Consider the following 20720-nt stretch of genomic DNA (forward strand, 5'->3'; position numbering starts at 1 on the left):
CTGTTTGGCTTGCAAGGCTCATGAAGAACCTCTCCCCTAACACCCATTCTCAGCGCAGACTGCGCATCAGCCTGCTGGCGCTGGCCGCCTCCAGCTTGCTGGGGCTTTTCGCCCCCGATGCCATGGCCCGCGACGAAGGCCAGCCGCAGATGAACCTGCGCCGCATTGACCTGACTGCCGGGATGTACCGCATCGATACCCAACTGGCCATCACCCCTCAGCAACGCGAAATCGGCCTGATGTTCCGCAAGGAAATGCCACAGCAGGAGGGCATGCTCTTTGTCTTCGAGGTGCCCGGCGTACAGTGCTTTTGGATGCGCAACACACTCTTGCCACTGACGGCTGCCTTTGTGGCCGATGATGGAACCATCGTTAACTTGGCCGACATGAAGCCCATGAGCGACGAATCCCACTGCTCGGCCAAGCCCGTGCGCTATGTGCTGGAGATGAATCAGGGCTGGTTTGCCAAACGCGGCATCAAGGCCGGCGCCAAGCTGGGCGGCGAAATCTTCAAGCGCTAGGCGCTGCCAAAACCAGTCCCTTTCATGCTCATCAGCCCCGATTTCCACAAGCACTGAGCGATACCGCCGCTGCGCTGCTGCACCAGCATCGAGGCCTCCGGTTTCTGCAATGGCTGAATGAATCAAGACAATCATGGCCGCACGTGGGTTGAAGCTGCCCTGTGCAGCTTGCGTGGCCGATGCGGGTAGCGGCCACGCTGCGCAGGTGCCAGCACGTGCTTGAGCATTCGATAGTCGCAGGCACCAAAACGCTGAAAGTTGCGCCGATCTTCACGCAGCGTCATGTGGTTAGGGCCGGAATATTCATCAGGGCAGTCCACATCCCAGCCGTCGTGTTCCCAAAAGCAGACGCTGCAGATACCGTACTCGCCACGGTCATCCCGCGAGAAGTAATCGCAGCACGGGCACTGATAAAACGGCATGGTTTGCCCTTCATGAATTCTTAATCAAATCAAGCTCTAACGCTTACCCATCAAGCGAAATTAGCTTCTATTTATATAGCAGAAAAACCGGACACAAAAAAGCCGGCAACCTTTTCAGGTTACCGGCTGGCTTCAAGGCCTGCAGGCAGCTCAGGCTGCACTGCAGCAAACCCTTGATTTACGCGGCGGCGATGGCGGCGTTGAAGGTAGCGCTGGGGCGCATCACGGCGTCCAGCTTAGCCACGTCGGGCATGTAGTAGCCGCCGATGTCGACAGCCTTGCCTTGCACGTCCTTGAGTTCGGCCACGATCTTGTCTTCGTTCTCGGCCAGGTTCTTGGCCAGAGGCGCGAACTTGGCGGCCAGTTCTGCGTCTTCTGTCTGAGCCGCCAGAGCCTGTGCCCAGTACAGAGCGATGTAGAACTGCGAACCACGGTTGTCCAGCTCGCCGGTACGGCGCGAAGGCGACTTGTTCAGGTCCAGCAGCTTACCAGTGGCTTCGTCCAGGGTCTTGGCCAGCAGCTTGGCGCGGGCATTGTTTTCCTTGATGCCCAGGTCTTCGAACGAGACAGCCAGCGCCAGGAATTCGCCCAGCGAGTCCCAGCGCAGGTGATTTTCTTCCACCAGTTGCTGCACGTGCTTGGGAGCGGAGCCGCCGGCACCGGTTTCGTACATGCCACCACCGGCCATCAGGGGAACGATGGACAGCATCTTGGCCGAGGTACCCAGTTCCAGAATCGGGAACAGGTCGGTCAGGTAGTCACGCAGAATGTTGCCGGTCACCGAGATGGTGTCCAGACCACGAGCGACACGCTCCAGCGTGAAGCGCATGGCGCGCACTTGCGACAGGATGTGGATTTCCAGACCCGCGGTGTCGTGCTCCTTCAAGTAGGTCTGAACCTTCTTGATCAGCTCGGCTTCGTGGGGACGGTAGGGGTCCAGCCAGAACACAGCAGGCATGCCGGAATTGCGGGCACGCGTGACGGCCAGCTTCACCCAGTCGCGGATAGGCGCATCCTTGACTTGGCACATGCGCCAGATATCGCCTGCTTCCACATTCTGGCTCAGCAGCACTTCGCCGGTGGCAATGTCCACGATGTTGGCCACGCCGTCTTCGGCGATTTCGAAGGTCTTGTCGTGCGAGCCGTACTCTTCGGCCTTTTGTGCCATCAGACCCACGTTGGGCACAGTGCCCATGGTCTTGGGGTCGAAGTTACCGTGCCACTTGCAGAAGTTGATCACTTCCTGATAGATGCGGGCAAAGGTGGACTCGGGCATCACTGCCTTGCAGTCGTAAGGCTTGCCGTCAGCCGCCCACATCTTGCCGCCCACGCGAATCATGGCGGGCATGGAAGCATCAACGATCACGTCGTTGGGCGAGTGGAAGTTGGTGATGCCCTTGGCGGAATCCACCATGGCCAGACGGGGACGGTTTTCCTGGCACTTGTGCAGGTCACGAATGATTTCTTCGCGCTGCGATGCGGGCAGGGTTTCAATCTTTTCGTACAGATTGGCCATGCCGTTGTTCACGTTCACGCCCAGCTGGTCGAACAGCTTGCCGTGCTTCTCGAAGGCTTCCTTGTAGAAGATCTTCACACAGTGACCGAACACGATAGGGTGGGACACCTTCATCATCGTGGCCTTCACGTGCAGCGAGAACAGGATGCCGGACTCCTTGCAGTCCTCGATTTCCTTTTCATAGAAATCGCACAGAGCCTTCTTGCTCATGAACATGGAGTCGATCACTTCTGCTTCCTGCAGCTTGACCTTTTCCTTCAGAACGATGGACTTGCCGGAAGCAGTTTCCAGCACCATCTTCACGTCACGCGCCTTGTCCAGAGTCATGGACTTTTCGCCGTGGTAGAAGTCGCCCTTGTCCATGTGGGACACATGGGTCTGAGACCACTGCTTCCACTCACCCATGGAGTGAGGATTCTTCTTGGCGAAGTTCTTGACGGCAGCAGGGGCGCGACGGTCAGAGTTGCCTTCGCGCAGCACGGGGTTCACTGCAGAGCCCAGGCACTTGCTGTAGCGCGCCTTGATCTGCTTTTCTTCTTCGGTGGTGGGGTTCTCAGGGAAGTTGGGAACATTGAAGCCCTTGGACTGCAGCTCCTTGATGGCTGCAGTCAGCTGGCCGACGGAAGCGGAAATATTGGGCAGCTTGATGATGTTGGCTTCGGGAGTCAGCGTCAACTTGCCAAGTTCAGCCAAGTTGTTGGGAACGCGCTGTTCTTCGGTGAGGAAGTCAGGAAATTCGCCCAGGATACGGCCTGCAAGGGAGATGTCGCTGGTTTCCACATTGATGCCGGCCGGTGCTGCGAAAGCACGGATCACGGGCAGGAATGCGCTGGTTGCCAGGCGAGGCGCCTCGTCGGTCAAGGTGTAGATGATGGTGGGTTGCTGCGTACTCATCTCTTGTCTCAGGTTGTGAAAAAAGGGGGAAGGTGCCTATGGCCTGCATCCCGAGCTTGCGCAATGGGGCCTGACACAGCGGGACGACACTTTCTTTATGCAATGCGTTCCCACAATACAAAATTCTAAGCGCAACCGGGCCATTTTTTTTAAGTCTTGTACAAGACCCAGGGATTTAGCTCGGCATTCATACCTTGTTTTCATTGGGAAACGAGATTTTTCTTGATGTTTGCCGTCATGTAAAAAATGTCGTAATACCGCACTCCCCGAGCCTGTATAGATGGCTTGAAGGTCCCCCTCTCATCATTTGAGCCCTATCTGCTCAAGCAATACGCCCCACTCCCGTACCTCAGATTACTGCGCCTGCCGCAATGACACCTGACCAATATCTTGCGCATCTGCAGGCTGTATATGCTGCTTTCGATGGAGCTTTGCTTCCATGCCTGCGGCCAGCGCGCAAGAGCTGACCTCACTGAGCACTGCGCTGGAGCCACTGGCTGCAGGCCTGCACCGACTCGATTGACGATGACAGGGAAGAGTTTTTGAGTGTGCCAGTGGACAAGCAGGCAGGAGCCTACTCAGCACCCAGCCTCTGAAGACAGGCAATAGCTCGATACCGTCGCCGAATCCATGAAGGCCTCTTCAAAGTACACCCGGCGCGCTGCGTCCTGTTCGGCAGCGCCCACCGCCACCATCAGTGGCAGCAGATGCTCTTCTCGCGGATGGGCCATGCGCGCTCCGGGGGCCTGCTCCCAGGCGCTCAGCCGCTGACTGCGCTCTGCCGGAGTCACGTGCATCAATGTCTCGGCAAGCCAGTCATCAAACAGCTTGGAAGGCGCGCGACCAATGAGGCCGAAAGTGCGCATGTTGTGATAGCTGGAGCCACTGCCGATGATGAGCACGCCCTCGTCGCGCAATGACGCCAGTGCACGCCCCGCAGCCAGATGCTCGGCGGCGCTGAAGCTGCTGCGCAGACTCAGTTGCAGCACAGGCACATCGGCCTGCGGGTAGATCACCGCCATGGGAGCAAACATGCCGTGGTCATAGCCACGCTGACTGTCTTCACGCACCTTGATGCCTGCCCGCGCCAACAGATGCAGCACATGCTTCGCCAGCTCCGGGGCACCGGGCGAGCGGTAATGCAGGCTGTAGGTATGCGCAGGAAAGCCCCCATAGTCATACAGCATGCCGGGCTGGGCGGCGGATTGCACAGCGAACTCCGCCTCCTCCCAATGGGCCGAAATCAGCAGTACGGCACGCGGCTTGCGCCCTAGTTGCCGAGGAATGTCACGCAGCCCTGCAGCCATCTGTGCATGCCAGTCCTGCATCTCCGGCACCCAGGGCCAGGGACCGGCCCCATGACAGAGAAAATACACAGGCAAGCGAGCCTCTGCTCCTTTTGCGGAGAAATCCGCCTGCTGCCCCAGCCTTTCAAGCTCACCCATGTCTTCTCCCGCTTCGCCAAACGTATAAAAAGCATAGCTAAAAGCGCATACCCAGCAAGCGCTAGAAGCCTAAAAGCCTTCAAATAAAAAGTCAGGCACAAAAAAACCTCCTTGCGGAGGTTTTTGCCCAACATCGGGTCCGCGCCATGCAGTCACAGACCCGATGCGGTATCTCGCAGCTTAGGCAGCGAAGTTGGCTTCAGCGAACTTCCAGTTCACCAGCTTGTCGAAGAAGGTTTCGACAAACTTGGGACGGGCGTTGCGGTAGTCGATGTAGTAAGCGTGCTCCCACACGTCCACGGTCAGCAGAGCCTTGTCGCCTGTGGTCAGGGGAGTGCCGGCAGCGCCCATGTTCACGATGTCCACGGAACCGTCGGCCTTCTTCACCAGCCAGGTCCAACCGGAGCCGAAGTTGCCCACGGCGGAGGCCACGAAGGCCTTCTTGAACTCGGCATAAGAGCCCCACTTCTTGTTGATGGCTTCTGCCAGAGCGCCTGTGGGCTCTGCACCACCGTTGGGGGTCATGCAGTTCCAGAAGAAAGTGTGGTTCCAGATCTGAGCAGCCTGGTTGTAGATACCGCCGGAGGACTTCTTGATCACGTCTTCCAGTTCCATGTTTTCAAACTCGGTGCCCACTTGCAGCTCGTTGAGCTTGACCACGTAAGCGTTGTGGTGCTTACCGTGGTGGAACTCCAGAGTTTCCTGGCTGTAGGCAGGAGCCAGAGCGTCAATGGCGTAAGGCAGGGGGGGCAGAGTGCGTTCCATGATGGTTTTCCTCGTGGTTGAAATTGTGGGGCTGCCAGCATGACTCATGCCAGGCAGTAGCCGTTGTGCCAAGCAGCACGGCTCGTACATTGCTGTACTACAGCCGTCAAGTATTGCACTAACTGGGACATTGTAGAAAGAACTGAAGGCCGTGGAGGCATTCATCAGGACTATTGCCCATGCAAACAGCAGCGCTTGCTTACCGCTAATGGCGGACGCCTTCTTGCTTACAAGGCATTGCATCCGTCCACGGCAGAAGAGTTCTGATCCAGTGTCCGCAGCCCTCAAAGGCCTTTAAGGCTCTTTAATGTCTTTAGAGGCGCCATCGAACATTCAGGTTCACAGCAAACGCGGCTGGGTCACGACCAAGTCCACCGCTCCGTCGCAGAGCTGAGCCGTCAGCGCAGCGCCCGGCACGGCCTCCTTAACGCTGGTCACGGGTCGCCCCCTGTCATCGCTGAGCAAGGCATAGCCACGCTGCAGCACCAGGCGCGGATCCAGCAGTTGCAGGCGCATATCCATGCGCTCCAGCATCTGTTGACGTTGCGCCAGGCTGCGTTGAAATATTTGAGGCAAATTGGCTTCAAGTGCTTTCTGACTGTGCGCCATTCGCTCCAATTTCAATAGCATTTCATGTTGCAGTCGCTGCGCCTGCCGGCTCAAGTGCAAATGATTGCGCGCTAGTTGCTCACTGGGCCGCCCAAGGCGCTGGGCTGCAATGTCCAGACGCTGGTACTGTCGGTCCAGCACACGCTGCATTCCGTTATCCAACCGGTCCCGCATCAATTCCAACGCACCCAGCCAGACCTCACGTGGCTGCGCCACCAGCTCAGCGGCCGCTGTCGGCGTAGGCGCGCGCAAGTCGGCGCAGAAGTCTGCAATGGTGAAGTCCGTCTCATGCCCCACCCCGCTGATCAGTGGCACCGGGCTTTGCACGATGGTTCGCGCCAGTTGCTCGTCATTGAAAGCCCACAAGTCTTCCAGTGAGCCACCGCCACGCACCAGCAAGATGGTGTCAATCACCGGCCTGCTCGCAGAGTTTGAGGTCAAATCACCCTCAAACCCTTTCCCCTCCTGCGCTAACTGATACATTTTTGAGAGTGCCTGAACCAACGACTGAGGGGCTTGGGCTCCTTGCACAAGCGCTGGCACGATCACCACCGGGATATGCGGCACGCGTCGGCGCAGCGCAGTCACCACATCATGCAAGGCTGCTGCCCCCAGTGAAGTCACCACCCCGATGCCGCGCGGCAGCGCATGCAAAGGGCGCTTGCGGGCCATCTCAAACAAGCCTTCGGACTCCAGCTGCGCCTTCAGGCGCAAAAACTGCTCGAACAAAGCGCCCTGCCCGGCCCTCTGCATACTCTCGACCACCAGTTGCAAGTCGCCACGCTGCTCATACACGCCCAGCTTGCCACGCACTTCCACCAGCTCTCCGTCACGCGGAGAAAAACCAACTTGGTCGGCCGCACGACGGAACATGGCACAACGAATCTGGCCACTGGCATCCTTGAGGTTGAAGTAGCAATGCCCACTAGATGCGCGAGAAAAGCCACTGAGCTCGCCACGCACCGCTACCGGATTGAAGCGGGCCTGCAAAGCATCAGCAATGGCGTGGCATAGCGCGCCAACTTCCCATACACGTGGCGTGATTGCTGGGCTGGAGCCTTCAAACATTGAATTCATGCGGTGTCCGTGTGGCTTCAGTTGCTCCAGTTTCTCCACAGAACTCATCTTCCAGTCTAGTACACACGAGCGCTGGCCAAGTTCCAATCAAGAAAAGCAAAAACAACCACAAGCCTTTGATTTAAAACAATTTATCAACCATCAAAAAGCTATCAAGGTCGTAATAAATATTGAGGCAGTATGCCTACCTGTAAAGCAAGTCCCAGCAAGTCACAAAGTTATCCACAGATTTATGTGATATACGGCATCAACATCCAAGCGACTCTATATCTCCTGCACGACGGTTGAGCGACCTAACTTCTCTTTGCGCTGACACAAGCCTCTGGCAAGTGGAGAGAAATACCCGCCAGGCCAGCGTCACAGTGGGTGATAATCGCTGGCTGCAATTTCTGTACGACGAGGGAGAGCAACATTGCTGTCGATCATACAAGCCGCAGGATGGCCAATTTGGCCCTTGATTGCCTGCTCAATTTTGGCCATGGCCCTGATTTTTGAGCGCTTCACTTCGCTGAAGACAAGCAAGGTCGCACCGAGCAACCTGCTCAACGAGGCGATTTCCGTTTCCTCCAAAGCCTTACCGAGCGCTGAAACCACGGAGCAGCTTGCTCAAAGCTCCGTGCTGGGCGAAGTATTAGCCACCGGCCTGCGTACCCGTCAGGCAGCCCCCGAAGGCAGCGAGGAAGAACTGCGCTCCGCCATGGAAGGCGCCGGTCGGGCAGCCGCACACAAGTTAGAAAAATACCTGAGCGCACTGGCCACTATTGCATCGGCCGCCCCATTGCTAGGTCTGCTGGGCACTGTGATCGGCATGATTGAAATCTTTGGCTCACAGCCTGGTGCCAGTTCAGGTGCCGGCAACCCCGCCCAACTGGCACACGGCATCTCGATTGCCCTGTACAACACGGCATTCGGCCTGATGGTCGCAATTCCGGCCTTGATTTTCTGGCGCTATTTCCGCGCCCGCGTGGACGGCTATTTGCTCGGCATGGAACTGGCCTCCGAGCAATTCGTGCGTCATCTGAGCCGCCTGCAGGCCAAGTAAGAAGCGGAACGCTCTACCATGAACTTCCGTCCCCGTCACCGCGATGAGCCCGAGATCAATCTGATCGCCTTCATCGACGTGCTGCTGGTGGTGCTGATCTTTTTGATGCTCTCCACCACCTACAGCAAGTTCACCGAGCTGCAACTGACTCTGCCCGTCGCCGATGTCGAGCAGCAGCGAGACCGCCCCAAGGAAATCATCGTCGGTGTCTCTGCCGATGGTCGCTACTCGGTGAACAAACAAGGCGTGGATGATCGCAGCGTCGCCTCCGTCTCAGCCGCCCTGTCAGGCGCGGCATCTGCAGGAGATGAAAGCGTGGTCATCATCAGCGCTGATGCCAATGCTCCGCACCAATCGGTGGTGACAGTCATGGAAGCAGCCCGCCATGCCGGCCTGTCCCAGATTACCTTTGCCACCCAGACATCAGCCAGCGCAGGCACGGCCAATTAAGCGGTCTTCGACCCACCACAATGAGCAAATACATCATTAAAAACGGGCCAGATGGCCCGTTTTCTTTATGCGCTCATACCTTTATCAAGCCTGCAGGCCCAGCGCAATCAGGTCCAGTTGCCCGCCAGAAACCGGAGGGCACCAGAAGTAGCTGCCAGTCAGAGGCTTGGAGAAACGAAACAACGCATCGCTGATGCCATCATCCATGCCCAGCATGCGGCGCATCTGAGCCTCAAATGCATCAAAACTGCAACCAAAGGCCGAAAACATCAGGCCACTGCGATCCACTCCTTGCGGACTGACACTCCACCAGGGCATGGAACGGCGCACCACAAAGGCTTCAGGCTCAAAGCTCTCCTGAGCCGTGCGTTTGACATGGGCAGACTCAGGAGCATCTTCAAGCTCCTCGTTATCGCTGCGGCGGCGCCCCACCACATGGTCTTGCTCTTGACTGCTCATGCCATCGAAGGCCGAGTAATCATGCTCCCACTGCTGCAATGCCCAGTAGCTCCCGCCGTCCAGCCCTCCGCCCTGCTCTGCAGCAATACCTGCAGTCACGGCAGCATCATCTGCAGGATTTTCCGTCCCATCTTCATAGCCCGTCAGGTCACGACCATGGCCACTATCCGTGCGCTGATGCAAAAAAGTATCGACGACATGATCCAGCTTGAAAGCAGGCGCCAGCAAAGTCGATAGCTTAGCCGTCAACGCAATCATCTCGCCTCGCTGCTCCCCTCGCAGCCACAGACACAGCGCATAAGGCGTGCTCGGCACTTCAAACTGCGGCCCTTTGAGGTGAGGAAACTCGCGCATCAACGGCAGTCGAACGCCCAACGCGTGCAGAAGCTGTTGACCCAGCCCTGCAACCACCTGCTGACCATCCACACTGGACTGCAGCTTCTTCAGTGCGATTGGCAGCGCTGCCCCAGACTCAGCCAGAGTGAAAAAGACATAGCGCCCCTGCTCAGGGAGAGACGCCAGAATGCCCGCTTGTGCTTTTGTCATGAAATTGCCGATTCAATAGATAGAAGACATCTCAAAGTTTAGTAGCGAATCGCCACAGATCTACTCAGTCATGCCTGAGTGCAGGATTTCAGAAAACTTTCACTTTCGGTGGAAAAAAGTTAGATGTTTCTAAAAAGTGGATTTTTACGCTGCTACAATTCATCCCATCGACGACAGGCGCGTAGCTCAGCTGGTTAGAGCACCACCTTGACATGGTGGGGGTCGTTGGTTCGAGTCCAATCGCGCCTACCAAATATCGCAAGCAAAACCAGAGCTTGCAGCAAAAGTGCCCGCTAACAAGCGGGCACTTTTGTTTTCAGGGCACGAAAAAGGCATACACAGCACTTCTGCTCATTGGTACCCAATCCTGTATCCAGCCACAAACTCAGGCATGAGTCCTACGCCTCAATATGCATTGGATGGGCTGTCTCCACGAACAAAACAAATTTTGGTGACTTTGTCCACTCGATTCAGCAGCAAAGCCTTGCTCTTATGATCGAGACTCCGCCATGTCCAGCTTTACCCCTCTCTCTTCCCATCATCAACACGGGCTACGCGCCGTATGGCGACAGCGCGGGCCCCTGGCCTGGCTGCTGTGGCCTCTGTCATTGATTTACGGCTCCTTGCAAGGCTGGAATGCCAAGCGCATGCGCAACCATCAGCAAAGTGCAGGCGTTCCCGTCATTGTGGTTGGCAATGTCATCGCAGGTGGTGCTGGCAAGACACCCGTGACTCAAGCCGTTGTCGCCCACCTCCAATCGAAAGGTTGGCAGCCGGGCATCATCTCGCGCGGCTATGGCCGCAAGATCAAAAACGGTCAGGATTGCCGCGAAGCATTGGCAGACAGCCCCGCCAGTGATGTAGGGGACGAGCCTGCCTTACTGGCTCGTAGCACAGGCGTTCCCGTCTTTGTTGCCACCAAGCGCATTGATGCCGCACGGGCGATGCGCCAACACTACCCTCAGATCAATGTCATCGTCAGCGATGACGGCCTGCAGCATCTGCGCTTGGCGCGAGACGTTGAGCTGTGCGTCTTCAACGATGAAGGTACTGGCAACGGATTTCTACTACCCGCCGGCCCTCTGCGCGAACCTTGGCCGCGTACAGTGACAGCCGTGCTTTATGCAGGCACACCCCCTCACCCTGCAGGTTCCTCGCCTACTTTTGCGCTGCAGCGCAATCTGGCCAGCCAAGCGCGTAACGGTCATGGGCAGAGCATCACCCTGAAAGACCTCAGCGATCGACCGATAGAGGCTGTGGCTGCTGTAGCACGCCCTGAATCGTTTTTTTCCATGCTGGCGACACAGGGCGTGCTCCCTGCAGCAACACAGGCCTTGCCAGATCACTATGATTTCGAGAGCTTTAGCCGAAAGCTGGGTAAGGAAAATCCATTGATTTGCACTGAAAAAGATGCAGTCAAGCTCTGGCGCAAACACCCTGATGCCTGGGCTGTGCCTTTGCAGTTGCAACTGCCCGACGAATTCTGGCACTTGCTGGATACGAGACTGGCCGCAGTTTGCGCAACAGACCGCACAGGCTGACTATCATTAGCGCCAGTTCTCAGACTTCAGACATTTGCAGCCCTCCCGGCTGCCCACTCATTGATTGCAGGATTCCCCATGGATGCCAAACTTCTTGAACTACTGGTCTGCCCCGTCACCAAGGGCCCACTGCGCTTTGACCGCGAGCATCAGGAGCTGATCAGCCATAGCGCGCGCCTGGCCTATCCTGTTCGCGATGGCATCCCTGTGCTGCTAGAAAATGAAGCACGACCTTTGTCCGACGAAGAGCTGAGCGACGAGCAATAAAAGCCATGAGCTACACGGTACTGATTCCAGCCCGCCTGTCATCCTCGCGCTTGCCCGGAAAGCCACTGGCTGATATTGCCGGCCTGCCTATGATCGTGCGCGTGGCGGAACGCGCTGCATTGGCCGGGGCCGCGCGCTGCGTGGTTGCCGCCGATGACGAGAGCATTCTGCGCGCCTGCTCAGAGCATGGCGTTCACGCCATCCTCACCCGCAAAGATCACCCCAGCGGCAGTGACCGCCTGGCCGAGGCCTGCTCACTGCTGGGCCTTTCAGGCAACGATGTGGTTGTCAACGTGCAAGGTGACGAACCGTTGATCGATCCCAAGTTGATTGATGCTGTCGCTCAACTGCTGCTGGCCCGCCCCGAAGCAAGCATGGGTACGGCAGCACACCCCATCAGCAGCCTGGCTGACTACCGCAACCCCAATGTGGTGAAAGTCGTCTGCGATGCAAGCAGATTGGCCAACTACTTCAGTCGCGCTCCCATCCCTTTCTCTCGCGACCACTCTGATGAAAAGTGGTGGGAGACAGCGGCCCCTCAGCACGGACACACAGGTTTCGCACCATTGCGCCATATCGGCATCTATAGCTACAAAGCGGGCTTTCTGCGTCAGTTCCCGCAGCTTCCTCCTGCCCCGACAGAGGCCATGGAGCAGCTTGAGCAACTGAGAGCCTTATGGCATGGACACCGTATTGCGGTACACATCACCCCTGATGCGCCCGGCGCTGGCGTGGACACCCCCGAAGACCTTGAGCGCGTGCGCGCCGTCTTCTCGCACTGACACAGCGCTCGTAAGCCGCTTGAGCAAGCGCACAGCATTAAAGCAAAGGCTGAGGAACTTTGGTGACGCTCGTCTTTGCTGACAATACCTTGCAAGTTTCTGCCGCTAATTCCTTTATCAGCTTAATTCCTCTAACCGCTCAGTCTAAAAAAGCCTAGACCCAATACAGATAAGGGCTGCTAGCTATACTTTCCGCATAGTCCAAATAGCGCATGTAAGACTACCTGTACTTGAATTACAACTACAGTAATCGCGTTTGCAGCGGATACCAACCTCCAATTGGCCGCACTTGTGACAGTTTTGCCTAGCTTGTGTAAGGCTCTGTTGGTCTAGTGCATGCTATCCTTGCCCGCGAAAAAATATGACATGAGGATTACAGGCGTCCACCCGCCTGCCTCGGTCAGCAAGAATTTCTACTCTCCTCAAGGATTTCCATGAAACTGATTTTGTTGGGTGCTCCCGGCGCCGGCAAAGGCACTCAAGCGGCCTTTATTTGCCAAAAGTACGGTATCCCTCAAATCTCCACAGGCGACATGCTGCGCGCTGCCGTCAAGGCTGGCACTCCTCTGGGTCTGCAAGCCAAGGCCGTGATGGATGCAGGCCAACTGGTCAGCGACGATCTGATCATCAATCTGGTCAAGGAACGCATTGCTCAGCCCGACTGTGCCAAGGGTTTCCTGTTTGACGGCTTCCCCCGCACCATCCCCCAGGCCGACGCCATGAAGGCCGCCGGCGTGAAGCTGGACTATGTGCTGGAGATCGACGTGCCCTTCGATGCCATCATCGAACGCATGAGCGGCCGCCGCAGCCACCCTGCTTCTGGTCGAACCTATCACGTCAAGTTCAACCCCCCAAAGGTGGAAGGCAAGGACGACGTGACCGGTGAAGACCTGGTTCAGCGTGAAGACGACAAGGAAGAAACTGTCAAGAAGCGCCTGGATGTCTACAGCAACCAGACCCGCCCTCTGGTCGACTACTACAGCAACTGGGCCAAAGCTGACGCTGCAGCGGCCCCCAAGTACCGCGCGATCAGCGGTACTGGCTCCGTGGAAGAAATCACTGAGCGTGCTCTGGCTGCGCTGGCATCCTGAACACTTGATCTCTCGGTCATAGTGCGCTCCGCATATGAAGTGCACTATAGAAAAGCTGCCCTGAAGGCTGGTGGAAACACCAGCCTTTTTTATTCTGAGCACCACATCTCATGCAGCTCAGTTATAAAAATACATAACACCTCCCCGTTTGATGGCCTTGAGCTGCAGCCTGAAAGAGGTGTTTACCGATCTCCTCAGATCCCATTGACCATGTTCTCGGTATCTAGCACCTATCGGTGCGTGGCCAGCCCATCAGCTCCAGCATCAAACTGATTCTGGCCTTGACTGCAGGCAGCGTACTCACCAGAGGATCCGTCACTCCTGCGGCCTGCACCACCTGTCCCTGCTCACAACGGGTGGTCAGCCTCACAAACATGCCTTGCTCTTGCGCCCAATCCAGGGCTGGAATCAGCGCTTGATGGACCGTTCCATTGCCAGTTCCAGCCACCACTACACCTCTCACACCAACCGCATGCCAAGCCTTCAGCAATGTCATGGCCACCACATGGTTATAGCCAGCATGACTAGTGAGCATCTCGACCAAAGGCCAAGCTTGCGGCTCTGGCAGTGCCTGAGCGGATGGAAGCCCCTCCAAACCAAGTTGACGGGGCACGGCTTGCGCCCAGCGCACAGCCCCCTCCTCCACCCAGCCTTGCGCTCCCGAGTCAATGCCTTCAAAGGCATCTACTCTATAAGGGTGAGATTTACGCACTTCCAGCGCTGTAAAGATGCGTCCAGCCACCACAGCCAGCACTCCTCGACCTGCAGCCTGCGCATCCGCAGCACAAACAACCGCATCGCGCAAATTACCGGGTCCATCAGCAGAAATTGCCGTGGCGGGGCGCATGGCACATGTCAGTACAACGGGCTTCACAGGCTGGAGTACGCATTGCAAAAACCATGCAGTTTCCTCCAGAGTATCGGTACCGTGGGTAATGACAATGCCGGCCACTTCCTCATCTACCAACAGCTCTGCACAACGGCGCGCCAATGCCCGCCATGTGACGTAATCCATGTCCTTGCTGTCGAGCTGAGCAACCTGTTCAACCTGCAGTTCACCCTGGCTTGCACTCCGCTGCAAACCAGGCACCGCCTGCAGCAATTCGCTCACCTCCAACTGAGCCGCTCGGTAGCCAACATTCGCCCCCGCCTGATCTGCCACCCCTGCAATCGTGCCACCTGTCCCCAATATGACGATATTTTTGCCACGCTCCACTTGCAGTCCTCTTCAAACTGATTAAAAATACAGGTACTGGATGAAAATACAGCCCTCATCCTCGATTGATCAAGGAATGCCAATGGACCACCCCAAGCTCACTGCCCGCCAGCAGCAGATACTGGATCTCATCCAGTCCAGCATCGCGCGCACTGGCGCACCACCGACACGAGCAGAGATTGCCAGCACCTTCGGCTTCAAGTCTGCCAATGCAGCTGAAGAACATCTGCAAGCACTGGCCCGCAAAGGAGTGATCGATCTGGTCAGCGGTACCTCCCGAGGCATTCGTCTACGTGCAGAGACCGTGCGCAATATCAACGCGGCGCGCGGAACCAGGTTCGCCTTGCCGTTGTCGGCTATGGCTCCTCTGATACTACCCCTGGTCGGCCGCGTGGCTGCAGGCTCGCCTATTCTGGCGCAGGAACATATCGATCAAAGCTATTCCGTAGAGCCCAGCCTGTTCGCCGCCAAGCCCGACTATTTGCTCAAAGTACGCGGCATGTCCATGCGGGATGCAGGCATCATGGACGGTGACCTGCTGGCCGTTCAATCGACACACGAAGCGCGCAATGGACAGATTGTGGTCGCCCGTCTAGGAGATGATGTCACCGTCAAACGCTTCAAACGCACACCTCAAGGCATTGAGCTGCTGCCTGAAAACCCTGACTACAAGGTCATTCACGTAGCTCCAGAAGAGCCATTTGCCATTGAAGGCTTGGCCGTGGGCCTGATCCGCAACAGCATGTTCATGTAACGACCTTGCGATCCATTCAGCGACAGCTCAACAGTACGGCGTTGAAGTCCTTTCTTAATCTAACACTCCAGCCCCAGAGGTAGGTGCGAAGCCATTGAGCTTCGCCCTGGGCGGAGCTATTTTCGAAAAATGCAGTCCTGCCCTTATCCATTCCGATGATCCTGATCATCACAAGGAGTTGCCAAATGGGATTCGCCACATCACTTCAGTCTTTCAACCTCCCCAGTCAGAAAGACCCATCCTCTATGCTTGCCGCCAGCCTGGAGCCGAATACGGTGCCCTCTCCCTCTGCCGCCGAATCTTCCAGCAAGGAATATTCCAACCTCAAAATCACTCGCCACCGCATTCCTTTTATGCGGGCCAACCGCAGTCGCGATCCCAAAAGCAGCGCCATATCGCGGTCCAGAGCTTCCAGAGACCCCTCGCAACTGCTAGCAGTGCCAGCAACTGTCAGCACACAGATGAAAAGTACTCCTTATAAAGCGCTAAGAATCGTTCAGCATGAACCCGGCAAGCATCCAGAATGTCTTTTCATCTCTGGTCGCATGGCAGATGTCTGTGCTGCACTAGAGCGCATGGCTTTGGCCGAGCAAGCTGCCCCACAAGCCTAAAAGCCCGTGATTGAATCACAGGCTACAGTCCCTGAAAAAGAGATCTGACACCTATCCTAGGGAAGAGAGTCCCCTCTCTCAGACAGCAAAGACTCATTCAGTGCTCCTCCGCGGCCAGGTAGTGTGAAGAGAATCTGAAGATTGTCAGCATCCATTTGCTGTACGACGATGGTGCCGTCGTCATGCAGGTAAATCCGCACTGATTGAACATCATCCAGATCCCAGTACGCGACATTGGTACCCACCCCATGCCAGCCATGTTCTTCACAGAGTCGCCTGCGCCTCAGAGCTTGCAAAAATTGCGGTGGAGCTCCCATATCTGAGTTAACTCTCACCCAATTCTCGATCACCAGTGCATAAGCACCTTGCTGTGACTCACAAGGCTCTGCCGCCTTCAAATGCTTGATCCAAGAATTCAAACGCGAAGCAAAGCTGTATTGCAGGTCGTGGACCATGTAGCCCCCAAAAAATGAGCGAGAAACTGAAACAGATCAACACTTTTACATAAGCAGCTGAAATATCCTACAGACAATTTACCAACAGACACCAATGAAGCAGATTGCGATGACTGCCCCTCAGGCCGAGGTTCAAGAACCATCTACAAGCCGCCACAGCGACATAATTTTGGCAAAGAGGCGCGAACAGGCCTCCTGAAAAGATGCACGGGATCCCCCTTAACCTAAGCCTCAATGTCATTCACCCAAAGGTTTGCTCAGTCCGCCTCTGATGTAACTCCAGCAATCTCAGCTTTACTCTCTGCGCTTGCAGACCCCATTCGGGTTGCAGCCAGCAAGCACAAAACCAATTAGTCTCGCTCAGCATCTTCATCTACAGGCGTTGATTCAATTCAGTCGCAGTTCAAAATCACAAGCCGAGACCCATATCTCAGCATTTACCAAGCCTTTGATGCAAAAAAGGGGAGATTCCTTTCAGAATTTCCCCTTGCTCATTAAAACGTGATCATGCAGATCAGGATCGCGATGCCCACTGACTCACAGCAAAACGATGTCGTACTGCTCCTGCGCCATCGCCGTTTCGGCCTGCAGCGAGATGGGCTTGCCAATGAAGTCCGACAGGCTGGCCAGGTGTTGGCTTTCCTCGTCAAGGAACATCTCCACCACCTTGGGCGATGCGACGACGCGGAACTCGTGGGGGTTGAACTGACGCGCCTCGCGCAAGATTTCTCTAAGCACTTCATAGCAAATGCTGCGTGCCGTCTTGACATTGCCTTTGCCGGAGCAAGCTGCGCAAGGCTCGCACAGCATCTGGGCAAGAGACTCGCGCGTGCGCTTGCGCGTCATCTCCACCAGGCCCAGCTGCGAGAAGCCTCCGGCCATGGTTTTGACGCGGTCGCGGGCCAGTTGGCGGCGGAACTCGGAGAGCACCTCGCTCTGGTGGTCTTCCCGCACCATGTCGATAAAGTCCACGATGACGATGCCCCCCAGATTGCGCAGTCTCAGCTGACGCGCAATGGCATGTGCGGCTTCCAGATTCGTCTTGAAAATAGTCTCATCGAAATTGCGCGCACCGACATAACCGCCGGTATTGACGTCAATCGTGGTCAAGGCTTCGGTCTGATCGACGATCAGGTAGCCACCAGACTTCAAATCCACTCTGCGCCCCAGGGCTCGGGCAATTTCCTCATCTATGCTGTAGAGGTCGAAGATGGGTCGCTCACCCTTGTACAAGGCCAGCTTGGGCACGGCGGCAGGCATGTATTCCTGGCCGAAAGTCTTGAGCAGAGCAAACTGCTCCTTGGAGTCAATGCGAATGCTTTGGGTGTTCTCGCCCACCAGATCCCGCAGCACGCGCTGCAGCAGATTCAGGTCCTGATGCAGCACGGACATGGCGGGCAGCTTTTGTGCAGCATCCTTGATGCGCGCCCAGGTCTTGCGCAGATAGCGAATGTCGTCGGCCAACTCAGCGTCGCTGGATTCTTCACCATTGGTGCGCAAAATAAAGCCACCACCGCCGCCGCTTTCCTTGGTTCCCACCAGCTCCTGCAGGCGTGCGCGCAAGGCATCGCGTTCGTTTTGTGGAATCTTCTGGGAGATACCGATATGGTCGTCCTGCGGCAAGAACACCAGCAATCGCCCGGCCACACTGATCTGCGTGGAAAGGCGTGCACCCTTGGTGCCTATGGGGTCCTTGATGACCTGCACCATGATGGACTGGCCTTCAAACACCTGTTTTTCGATAGGAACCAGAGGCTGATCCTTGCGCGCAAACATGGGGGCTTCGCCATTGTCCTGACGCTGCCACACATCGGCCACATGCAAGAAGGCTGCGCGTTCCAAACCAATATCGATGAAAGCCGACTGCATGCCGGGGAGCACACGCGAGACCTTGCCTAGGTAAATATTGCCCACCAGCCCACGCTCCAACGGGCGCTCCATGTGCAATTCCTGCACCGCTCCGTTTTCGACGATCGCCACCCGCGTTTCCTGAGGCGACCAGTTGATCAAAATATCTTGCTGCATTGACTGTCGTTCTTTCTTTATAGGTCTTGCAATTCGGCTGCACCCAGTGTGCGACGCCCACATGGCAGACGCAAGACGGCCAGCATGTTAAGCATGCCCTAGCGGGTTGGAGTCCCAAACCTGCGCTGAGTTCAGGAGCCTTGTTATGTACCAGGTCTTGGCTAGGCCTCAGAGTGACCAGCCCAGCTGGCGCAGCAACTGGGCAGTTTCATAGACCGGCAATCCCATGATGGCTGAATAGCTGCCGCGAATTTCTGCAATATGTGCTGCCGCCCTGCCCTGTATGCCATAGGCACCAGCCTTGCCCATGGGCTCACCAGACGCCACATAGGCATCAATCTGAGCTTCGCTCATGGGTGCAAAGTGAACTGTCGAGACACACAAGGCCTGTAGACGCTGAGCTCCACTTTGCATCGCGATGGCAGTCAACACCTCATGCTCCGTGCCCGAAAGCAAGCGCAGAATGCGGCGCGCATCCGCCTCGTCCTCAGGCTTACCCAGAATCTGCGTACCCAGTGCAACCGTAGTGTCGGAGCACAGAATGGGGGCAGCTGCCAACCCGCGACGTGCATGGCGCGCCACGGCGGCCTCAAGTTTGCCTTCTGTCACGCGCTGCACATAGTCACGCGGGGCTTCACCTTTGCGCTCTGCCTCTATGGCTTCGGCATCCTCGGCAATATCACCCGCTGCATTAGGCAGCAGTAACTCATGCGCCACCCCCAACTGCTCCAGCAGCTGACGACGGCGAGGACTTTGGGATGCGAGGTAGATAAAGGGCGTCATGACTTTGAATGAAAAAGGCCGTTAGCGCTTATGTACCAAGCGCAAACGGCTATCAAAATCATAGTATCACGCAGCACGCAAAATTGCACGCTACGCCGCCTTGCAGTGAATCACTCACGGTGATAGGGGTGGCCGGCATTAACCGACCAGGCACGATACAACTGCTCAATCAGCAGCACACGCACCATGGCGTGCGGCAAGGTCAGGTCAGATAGGCGAATGCGATCATGCGCAGCGGCCTTGAACGTAGGGTCCAGCCCATCGGGCCCCCCAATGACCAAGGCTACATCATCGCTTTCCAGCTGCCAGCCCTTGAGGCGCTGGGCCAGCGCCTTGGTGGTCAGATTGGCTCCACGCTCATCCAGCACCACGATACGGGTGCCGCGAGGAATGGCCGCCTCGATGCGCTTGCGCTCTGCGGCATACAAGGTCTCCAGCGTCTTGGAGCCACGTGGCTCGGTCTTGACGGCCTTGAGTTCGACCTTGAGTTCGGGCGGAAAGCGCTTGGCGTAATCGTCGTAGGCCGTCTGTGCCCAATCGGGCACATGCAGACCTACGGCCACGATGGTCAACTTCATTTACGCCTTGGCGCGGGGTGCACGCTTGGCAGCGGGCTTGGTCGCAGCGGTCTTGGCGGTACGGGGTGTGCTGGGCTTGACCACCACGGTCTTCACAGACTTGGCAGCAGCAGACTTTGCAGCGGGCTTCTTGGCTGCGGGCTTGGCAGCCGCTGTTGCAGTCTTGGTGGCTGGCTTCTTGGCTGCGGCCTTCTTGGCGACAGTTTTTTTCTCGACCACTGTGTTTTCTGCAGCAGCCTTTTCCACCGCCATCTTGGCGGCCAGCTTCTTGGCAGCCAGCTCAGCGGGCTTGGGCTTGGCTGCACCCAGCTTCATGCGCACAGGTGTCTCGCCCCAGATTTCTTCCAGGCGGTAGTACTGGCGAATGGCGGGCTGCATGATGTGGCAGACGGCCGAGCCGCAGTCCACGATGATCCATTCGCCGTTTTGCTCACCTTCCTGGCGGGGCACGGGAAAGCCTGCTTCCTTGACGGCTTCGCGCACGCTGGAGGCCAGCGCCTTGGTCTGGCGGTTGGAGGTACCGGAGGCCACGATCACGCGCTCGAACAGCGGGGACAGCGCTTCGGTGTTGAACACCTGGATGTCGTGGGCCTTAACGTCTTCGAGACCGTCAACAATGGCTCGCTGAAGTTTGGTGACGTCGCGCTTGGCTGCGGAATCCGATTTGGTGGAGGTGGTCATCAGGCGATGGGATCAGTAAATGATGGGATCAATATAGCGTGTGCCGCACCACGCCCGTATCAGGGCTGGGTTAGCGTAAGCGTACGGTCCGTACAAGACCTGAGCTTTTCACGCATTGAAAAAGGTTGATGCGCCAATTGTTGATTGCGCATCCAGCTATGGAAATTATAGTTTTCTAGAGATTTCCTTG

General features: G+C 56.8%; 22 protein-coding genes and 1 tRNA gene. 10 read left to right on the top strand and 13 right to left on the bottom strand.

Annotated elements, in window-relative coordinates; translation table 11 throughout:
- The first annotated feature begins 20 nt into the window (after positions 1 to 20).
- Complete coding sequence (locus AC2I9W_RS02925; RefSeq protein ID WP_486408539.1) at positions 21 to 521, top strand: DUF192 domain-containing protein; 501 nt, start codon at positions 21 to 23, stop codon at positions 519 to 521.
- A 131-nt stretch (positions 522 to 652) separates the two neighbouring features.
- Here the strand turns inward: AC2I9W_RS02925 and AC2I9W_RS02930 are convergent, their stop codons facing one another.
- From AC2I9W_RS02930 to AC2I9W_RS02955, 6 genes are all read right to left on the bottom strand, one after another.
- Positions 653 to 943 carry a CPCC family cysteine-rich protein gene (locus tag AC2I9W_RS02930; protein WP_486408540.1) on the bottom strand — a complete coding sequence of 97 codons (291 nt, stop codon included), beginning with the start codon at positions 941 to 943 and terminating at the stop codon, positions 653 to 655.
- Between the two features lie 178 nt (positions 944 to 1121).
- Positions 1122 to 3353: an NADP-dependent isocitrate dehydrogenase gene (locus tag AC2I9W_RS02935; protein ID WP_486408541.1), complete on the bottom strand. Its 2232-nt coding sequence runs from the start codon at positions 3351 to 3353 to the stop codon at positions 1122 to 1124.
- A gap of 578 nt (positions 3354 to 3931) precedes the next feature.
- Entirely contained in the window at positions 3932 to 4798 is an 867-nt protein-coding gene (locus tag AC2I9W_RS02940; protein WP_486408542.1) for a DODA-type extradiol aromatic ring-opening family dioxygenase, read from the bottom strand.
- 180 nt (positions 4799 to 4978) lie between these two features.
- Entirely contained in the window at positions 4979 to 5563 is a 585-nt protein-coding gene (locus tag AC2I9W_RS02945) for a Fe-Mn family superoxide dismutase (RefSeq protein WP_158391564.1), read from the bottom strand.
- 339 nt (positions 5564 to 5902) lie between these two features.
- The gene (gene xseA / locus AC2I9W_RS02950) at positions 5903 to 7249 is read right to left on the bottom strand and encodes an exodeoxyribonuclease VII large subunit (protein WP_486408543.1); all 1347 of its coding nucleotides are present in this window, start codon (positions 7247 to 7249) and stop codon (positions 5903 to 5905) included.
- A gap of 357 nt (positions 7250 to 7606) precedes the next feature.
- Positions 7607 to 7729 carry a hypothetical protein gene (locus AC2I9W_RS02955; RefSeq protein WP_486408714.1) on the bottom strand — a complete coding sequence of 41 codons (123 nt, stop codon included), beginning with the start codon at positions 7727 to 7729 and terminating at the stop codon, positions 7607 to 7609.
- Between AC2I9W_RS02955 and AC2I9W_RS02960 the strand changes: the two genes are divergently transcribed.
- Positions 7671 to 8291 carry a MotA/TolQ/ExbB proton channel family protein gene (locus AC2I9W_RS02960; protein ID WP_486408704.1) on the top strand — a complete coding sequence of 207 codons (621 nt, stop codon included), beginning with the start codon at positions 7671 to 7673 and terminating at the stop codon, positions 8289 to 8291. The two genes, AC2I9W_RS02955 and AC2I9W_RS02960, sit on opposite strands and share 59 nt — an antisense overlap.
- Positions 8292 to 8309: 18 nt before the next feature.
- Positions 8310 to 8741 (top strand): ExbD/TolR family protein, encoded by a 432-nt coding sequence (locus AC2I9W_RS02965; RefSeq protein ID WP_486408544.1) that lies wholly within the window; start codon positions 8310 to 8312, stop codon positions 8739 to 8741.
- Positions 8742 to 8825: 84 nt separating this feature from the next.
- Here the strand turns inward: AC2I9W_RS02965 and AC2I9W_RS02970 are convergent, their stop codons facing one another.
- The gene (locus AC2I9W_RS02970; protein ID WP_486408545.1) at positions 8826 to 9746 is read right to left on the bottom strand and encodes a Dyp-type peroxidase; all 921 of its coding nucleotides are present in this window, start codon (positions 9744 to 9746) and stop codon (positions 8826 to 8828) included.
- A 175-nt stretch (positions 9747 to 9921) separates the two neighbouring features.
- Between AC2I9W_RS02970 and AC2I9W_RS02975 the strand changes: the two genes are divergently transcribed.
- From AC2I9W_RS02975 to adk, 5 genes are all read left to right on the top strand, one after another.
- Positions 9922 to 9998: transfer RNA gene (locus AC2I9W_RS02975), tRNA-Val, on the top strand.
- 257 nt (positions 9999 to 10255) lie between these two features.
- On the top strand, positions 10256 to 11287 hold the full coding sequence (lpxK, locus tag AC2I9W_RS02980; protein WP_486408546.1) for a tetraacyldisaccharide 4'-kinase: 1032 nt from the start codon (positions 10256 to 10258) through the stop codon (positions 11285 to 11287).
- A gap of 78 nt (positions 11288 to 11365) precedes the next feature.
- Positions 11366 to 11554, top strand: coding sequence for a Trm112 family protein (locus tag AC2I9W_RS02985; RefSeq protein ID WP_158391578.1), 189 nt, complete (start codon positions 11366 to 11368; stop codon positions 11552 to 11554).
- A 5-nt stretch (positions 11555 to 11559) separates the two neighbouring features.
- Positions 11560 to 12336, top strand: coding sequence for a 3-deoxy-manno-octulosonate cytidylyltransferase (kdsB, locus tag AC2I9W_RS02990; protein WP_486408547.1), 777 nt, complete (start codon positions 11560 to 11562; stop codon positions 12334 to 12336).
- Positions 12337 to 12770: 434 nt separating this feature from the next.
- Positions 12771 to 13427: an adenylate kinase gene (gene adk, locus AC2I9W_RS02995; RefSeq protein ID WP_003054002.1), complete on the top strand. Its 657-nt coding sequence runs from the start codon at positions 12771 to 12773 to the stop codon at positions 13425 to 13427.
- A 223-nt stretch (positions 13428 to 13650) separates the two neighbouring features.
- On the opposite strand, the gene AC2I9W_RS03000 is transcribed toward adk, so the two are convergent.
- Positions 13651 to 14643 (bottom strand): asparaginase, encoded by a 993-nt coding sequence (locus AC2I9W_RS03000; RefSeq protein ID WP_486408548.1) that lies wholly within the window; start codon positions 14641 to 14643, stop codon positions 13651 to 13653.
- 82 nt (positions 14644 to 14725) lie between these two features.
- Between AC2I9W_RS03000 and lexA the strand changes: the two genes are divergently transcribed.
- Both lexA and AC2I9W_RS03010 read left to right on the top strand, forming a co-directional pair.
- Positions 14726 to 15397, top strand: a complete 672-nt coding sequence (gene lexA / locus AC2I9W_RS03005; protein WP_486408549.1) for a transcriptional repressor LexA — start codon at positions 14726 to 14728, stop codon at positions 15395 to 15397.
- A 185-nt stretch (positions 15398 to 15582) separates the two neighbouring features.
- Positions 15583 to 16008 (top strand): hypothetical protein, encoded by a 426-nt coding sequence (locus AC2I9W_RS03010; RefSeq protein WP_486408550.1) that lies wholly within the window; start codon positions 15583 to 15585, stop codon positions 16006 to 16008.
- 56 nt (positions 16009 to 16064) lie between these two features.
- Here AC2I9W_RS03010 and AC2I9W_RS03015 read toward each other — a convergent pair whose 3' ends face one another.
- From AC2I9W_RS03015 to rsfS, 5 genes are all read right to left on the bottom strand, one after another.
- Complete coding sequence (locus AC2I9W_RS03015; protein WP_486408551.1) at positions 16065 to 16463, bottom strand: hypothetical protein; 399 nt, start codon at positions 16461 to 16463, stop codon at positions 16065 to 16067.
- Between the two features lie 537 nt (positions 16464 to 17000).
- Complete coding sequence (gene rng, locus AC2I9W_RS03020) at positions 17001 to 18488, bottom strand: ribonuclease G (RefSeq protein WP_486408552.1); 1488 nt, start codon at positions 18486 to 18488, stop codon at positions 17001 to 17003.
- A gap of 168 nt (positions 18489 to 18656) precedes the next feature.
- Positions 18657 to 19271 (bottom strand): Maf family protein, encoded by a 615-nt coding sequence (locus AC2I9W_RS03025; protein ID WP_486408553.1) that lies wholly within the window; start codon positions 19269 to 19271, stop codon positions 18657 to 18659.
- A 110-nt stretch (positions 19272 to 19381) separates the two neighbouring features.
- A complete protein-coding gene (gene rlmH, locus AC2I9W_RS03030) occupies positions 19382 to 19849 on the bottom strand; it encodes a 23S rRNA (pseudouridine(1915)-N(3))-methyltransferase RlmH (RefSeq protein ID WP_486408554.1) in 468 nt (155 codons plus the stop codon).
- Positions 19850 to 20530: a ribosome silencing factor gene (gene rsfS / locus AC2I9W_RS03035; RefSeq protein ID WP_486408555.1), complete on the bottom strand. Its 681-nt coding sequence runs from the start codon at positions 20528 to 20530 to the stop codon at positions 19850 to 19852. It lies immediately after the preceding gene.
- Positions 20531 to 20720 lie beyond the last annotated feature (190 nt).

This window comes from Comamonas sp. FUJ_7, from assembly GCF_057369555.1.

What these genes read in the sequence shown, in the direction of transcription:
- AC2I9W_RS02925 (WP_486408539.1), top strand. Translation starts at nt 21, where the DNA reads ATGAAGAACCTCTCCCCTAACACCCATTCTCAGCGCAGACTGCGCATC.
- AC2I9W_RS02930 (WP_486408540.1), bottom strand. Translation starts at nt 943, where the DNA reads ATGCCGTTTTATCAGTGCCCGTGCTGCGATTACTTCTCGCGGGATGAC.
- AC2I9W_RS02935 (WP_486408541.1), bottom strand. Translation starts at nt 3,353, where the DNA reads ATGAGTACGCAGCAACCCACCATCATCTACACCTTGACCGACGAGGCG.
- AC2I9W_RS02940 (WP_486408542.1), bottom strand. Translation starts at nt 4,798, where the DNA reads ATGGGTGAGCTTGAAAGGCTGGGGCAGCAGGCGGATTTCTCCGCAAAA.
- AC2I9W_RS02945 (WP_158391564.1), bottom strand. Translation starts at nt 5,563, where the DNA reads ATGGAACGCACTCTGCCCCCCCTGCCTTACGCCATTGACGCTCTGGCT.
- xseA (WP_486408543.1), bottom strand. Translation starts at nt 7,249, where the DNA reads ATGAATTCAATGTTTGAAGGCTCCAGCCCAGCAATCACGCCACGTGTA.
- AC2I9W_RS02955 (WP_486408714.1), bottom strand. Translation starts at nt 7,729, where the DNA reads ATGGCCAAAATTGAGCAGGCAATCAAGGGCCAAATTGGCCATCCTGCG.
- AC2I9W_RS02965 (WP_486408544.1), top strand. Translation starts at nt 8,310, where the DNA reads ATGAACTTCCGTCCCCGTCACCGCGATGAGCCCGAGATCAATCTGATC.
- AC2I9W_RS02970 (WP_486408545.1), bottom strand. Translation starts at nt 9,746, where the DNA reads ATGACAAAAGCACAAGCGGGCATTCTGGCGTCTCTCCCTGAGCAGGGG.
- lpxK (WP_486408546.1), top strand. Translation starts at nt 10,256, where the DNA reads ATGTCCAGCTTTACCCCTCTCTCTTCCCATCATCAACACGGGCTACGC.
- AC2I9W_RS02985 (WP_158391578.1), top strand. Translation starts at nt 11,366, where the DNA reads ATGGATGCCAAACTTCTTGAACTACTGGTCTGCCCCGTCACCAAGGGC.
- kdsB (WP_486408547.1), top strand. Translation starts at nt 11,560, where the DNA reads ATGAGCTACACGGTACTGATTCCAGCCCGCCTGTCATCCTCGCGCTTG.
- adk (WP_003054002.1), top strand. Translation starts at nt 12,771, where the DNA reads ATGAAACTGATTTTGTTGGGTGCTCCCGGCGCCGGCAAAGGCACTCAA.
- lexA (WP_486408549.1), top strand. Translation starts at nt 14,726, where the DNA reads ATGGACCACCCCAAGCTCACTGCCCGCCAGCAGCAGATACTGGATCTC.
- AC2I9W_RS03010 (WP_486408550.1), top strand. Translation starts at nt 15,583, where the DNA reads ATGGGATTCGCCACATCACTTCAGTCTTTCAACCTCCCCAGTCAGAAA.
- AC2I9W_RS03015 (WP_486408551.1), bottom strand. Translation starts at nt 16,463, where the DNA reads ATGGTCCACGACCTGCAATACAGCTTTGCTTCGCGTTTGAATTCTTGG.
- rng (WP_486408552.1), bottom strand. Translation starts at nt 18,488, where the DNA reads ATGCAGCAAGATATTTTGATCAACTGGTCGCCTCAGGAAACGCGGGTG.
- AC2I9W_RS03025 (WP_486408553.1), bottom strand. Translation starts at nt 19,271, where the DNA reads ATGACGCCCTTTATCTACCTCGCATCCCAAAGTCCTCGCCGTCGTCAG.
- rlmH (WP_486408554.1), bottom strand. Translation starts at nt 19,849, where the DNA reads ATGAAGTTGACCATCGTGGCCGTAGGTCTGCATGTGCCCGATTGGGCA.
- rsfS (WP_486408555.1), bottom strand. Translation starts at nt 20,530, where the DNA reads ATGACCACCTCCACCAAATCGGATTCCGCAGCCAAGCGCGACGTCACC.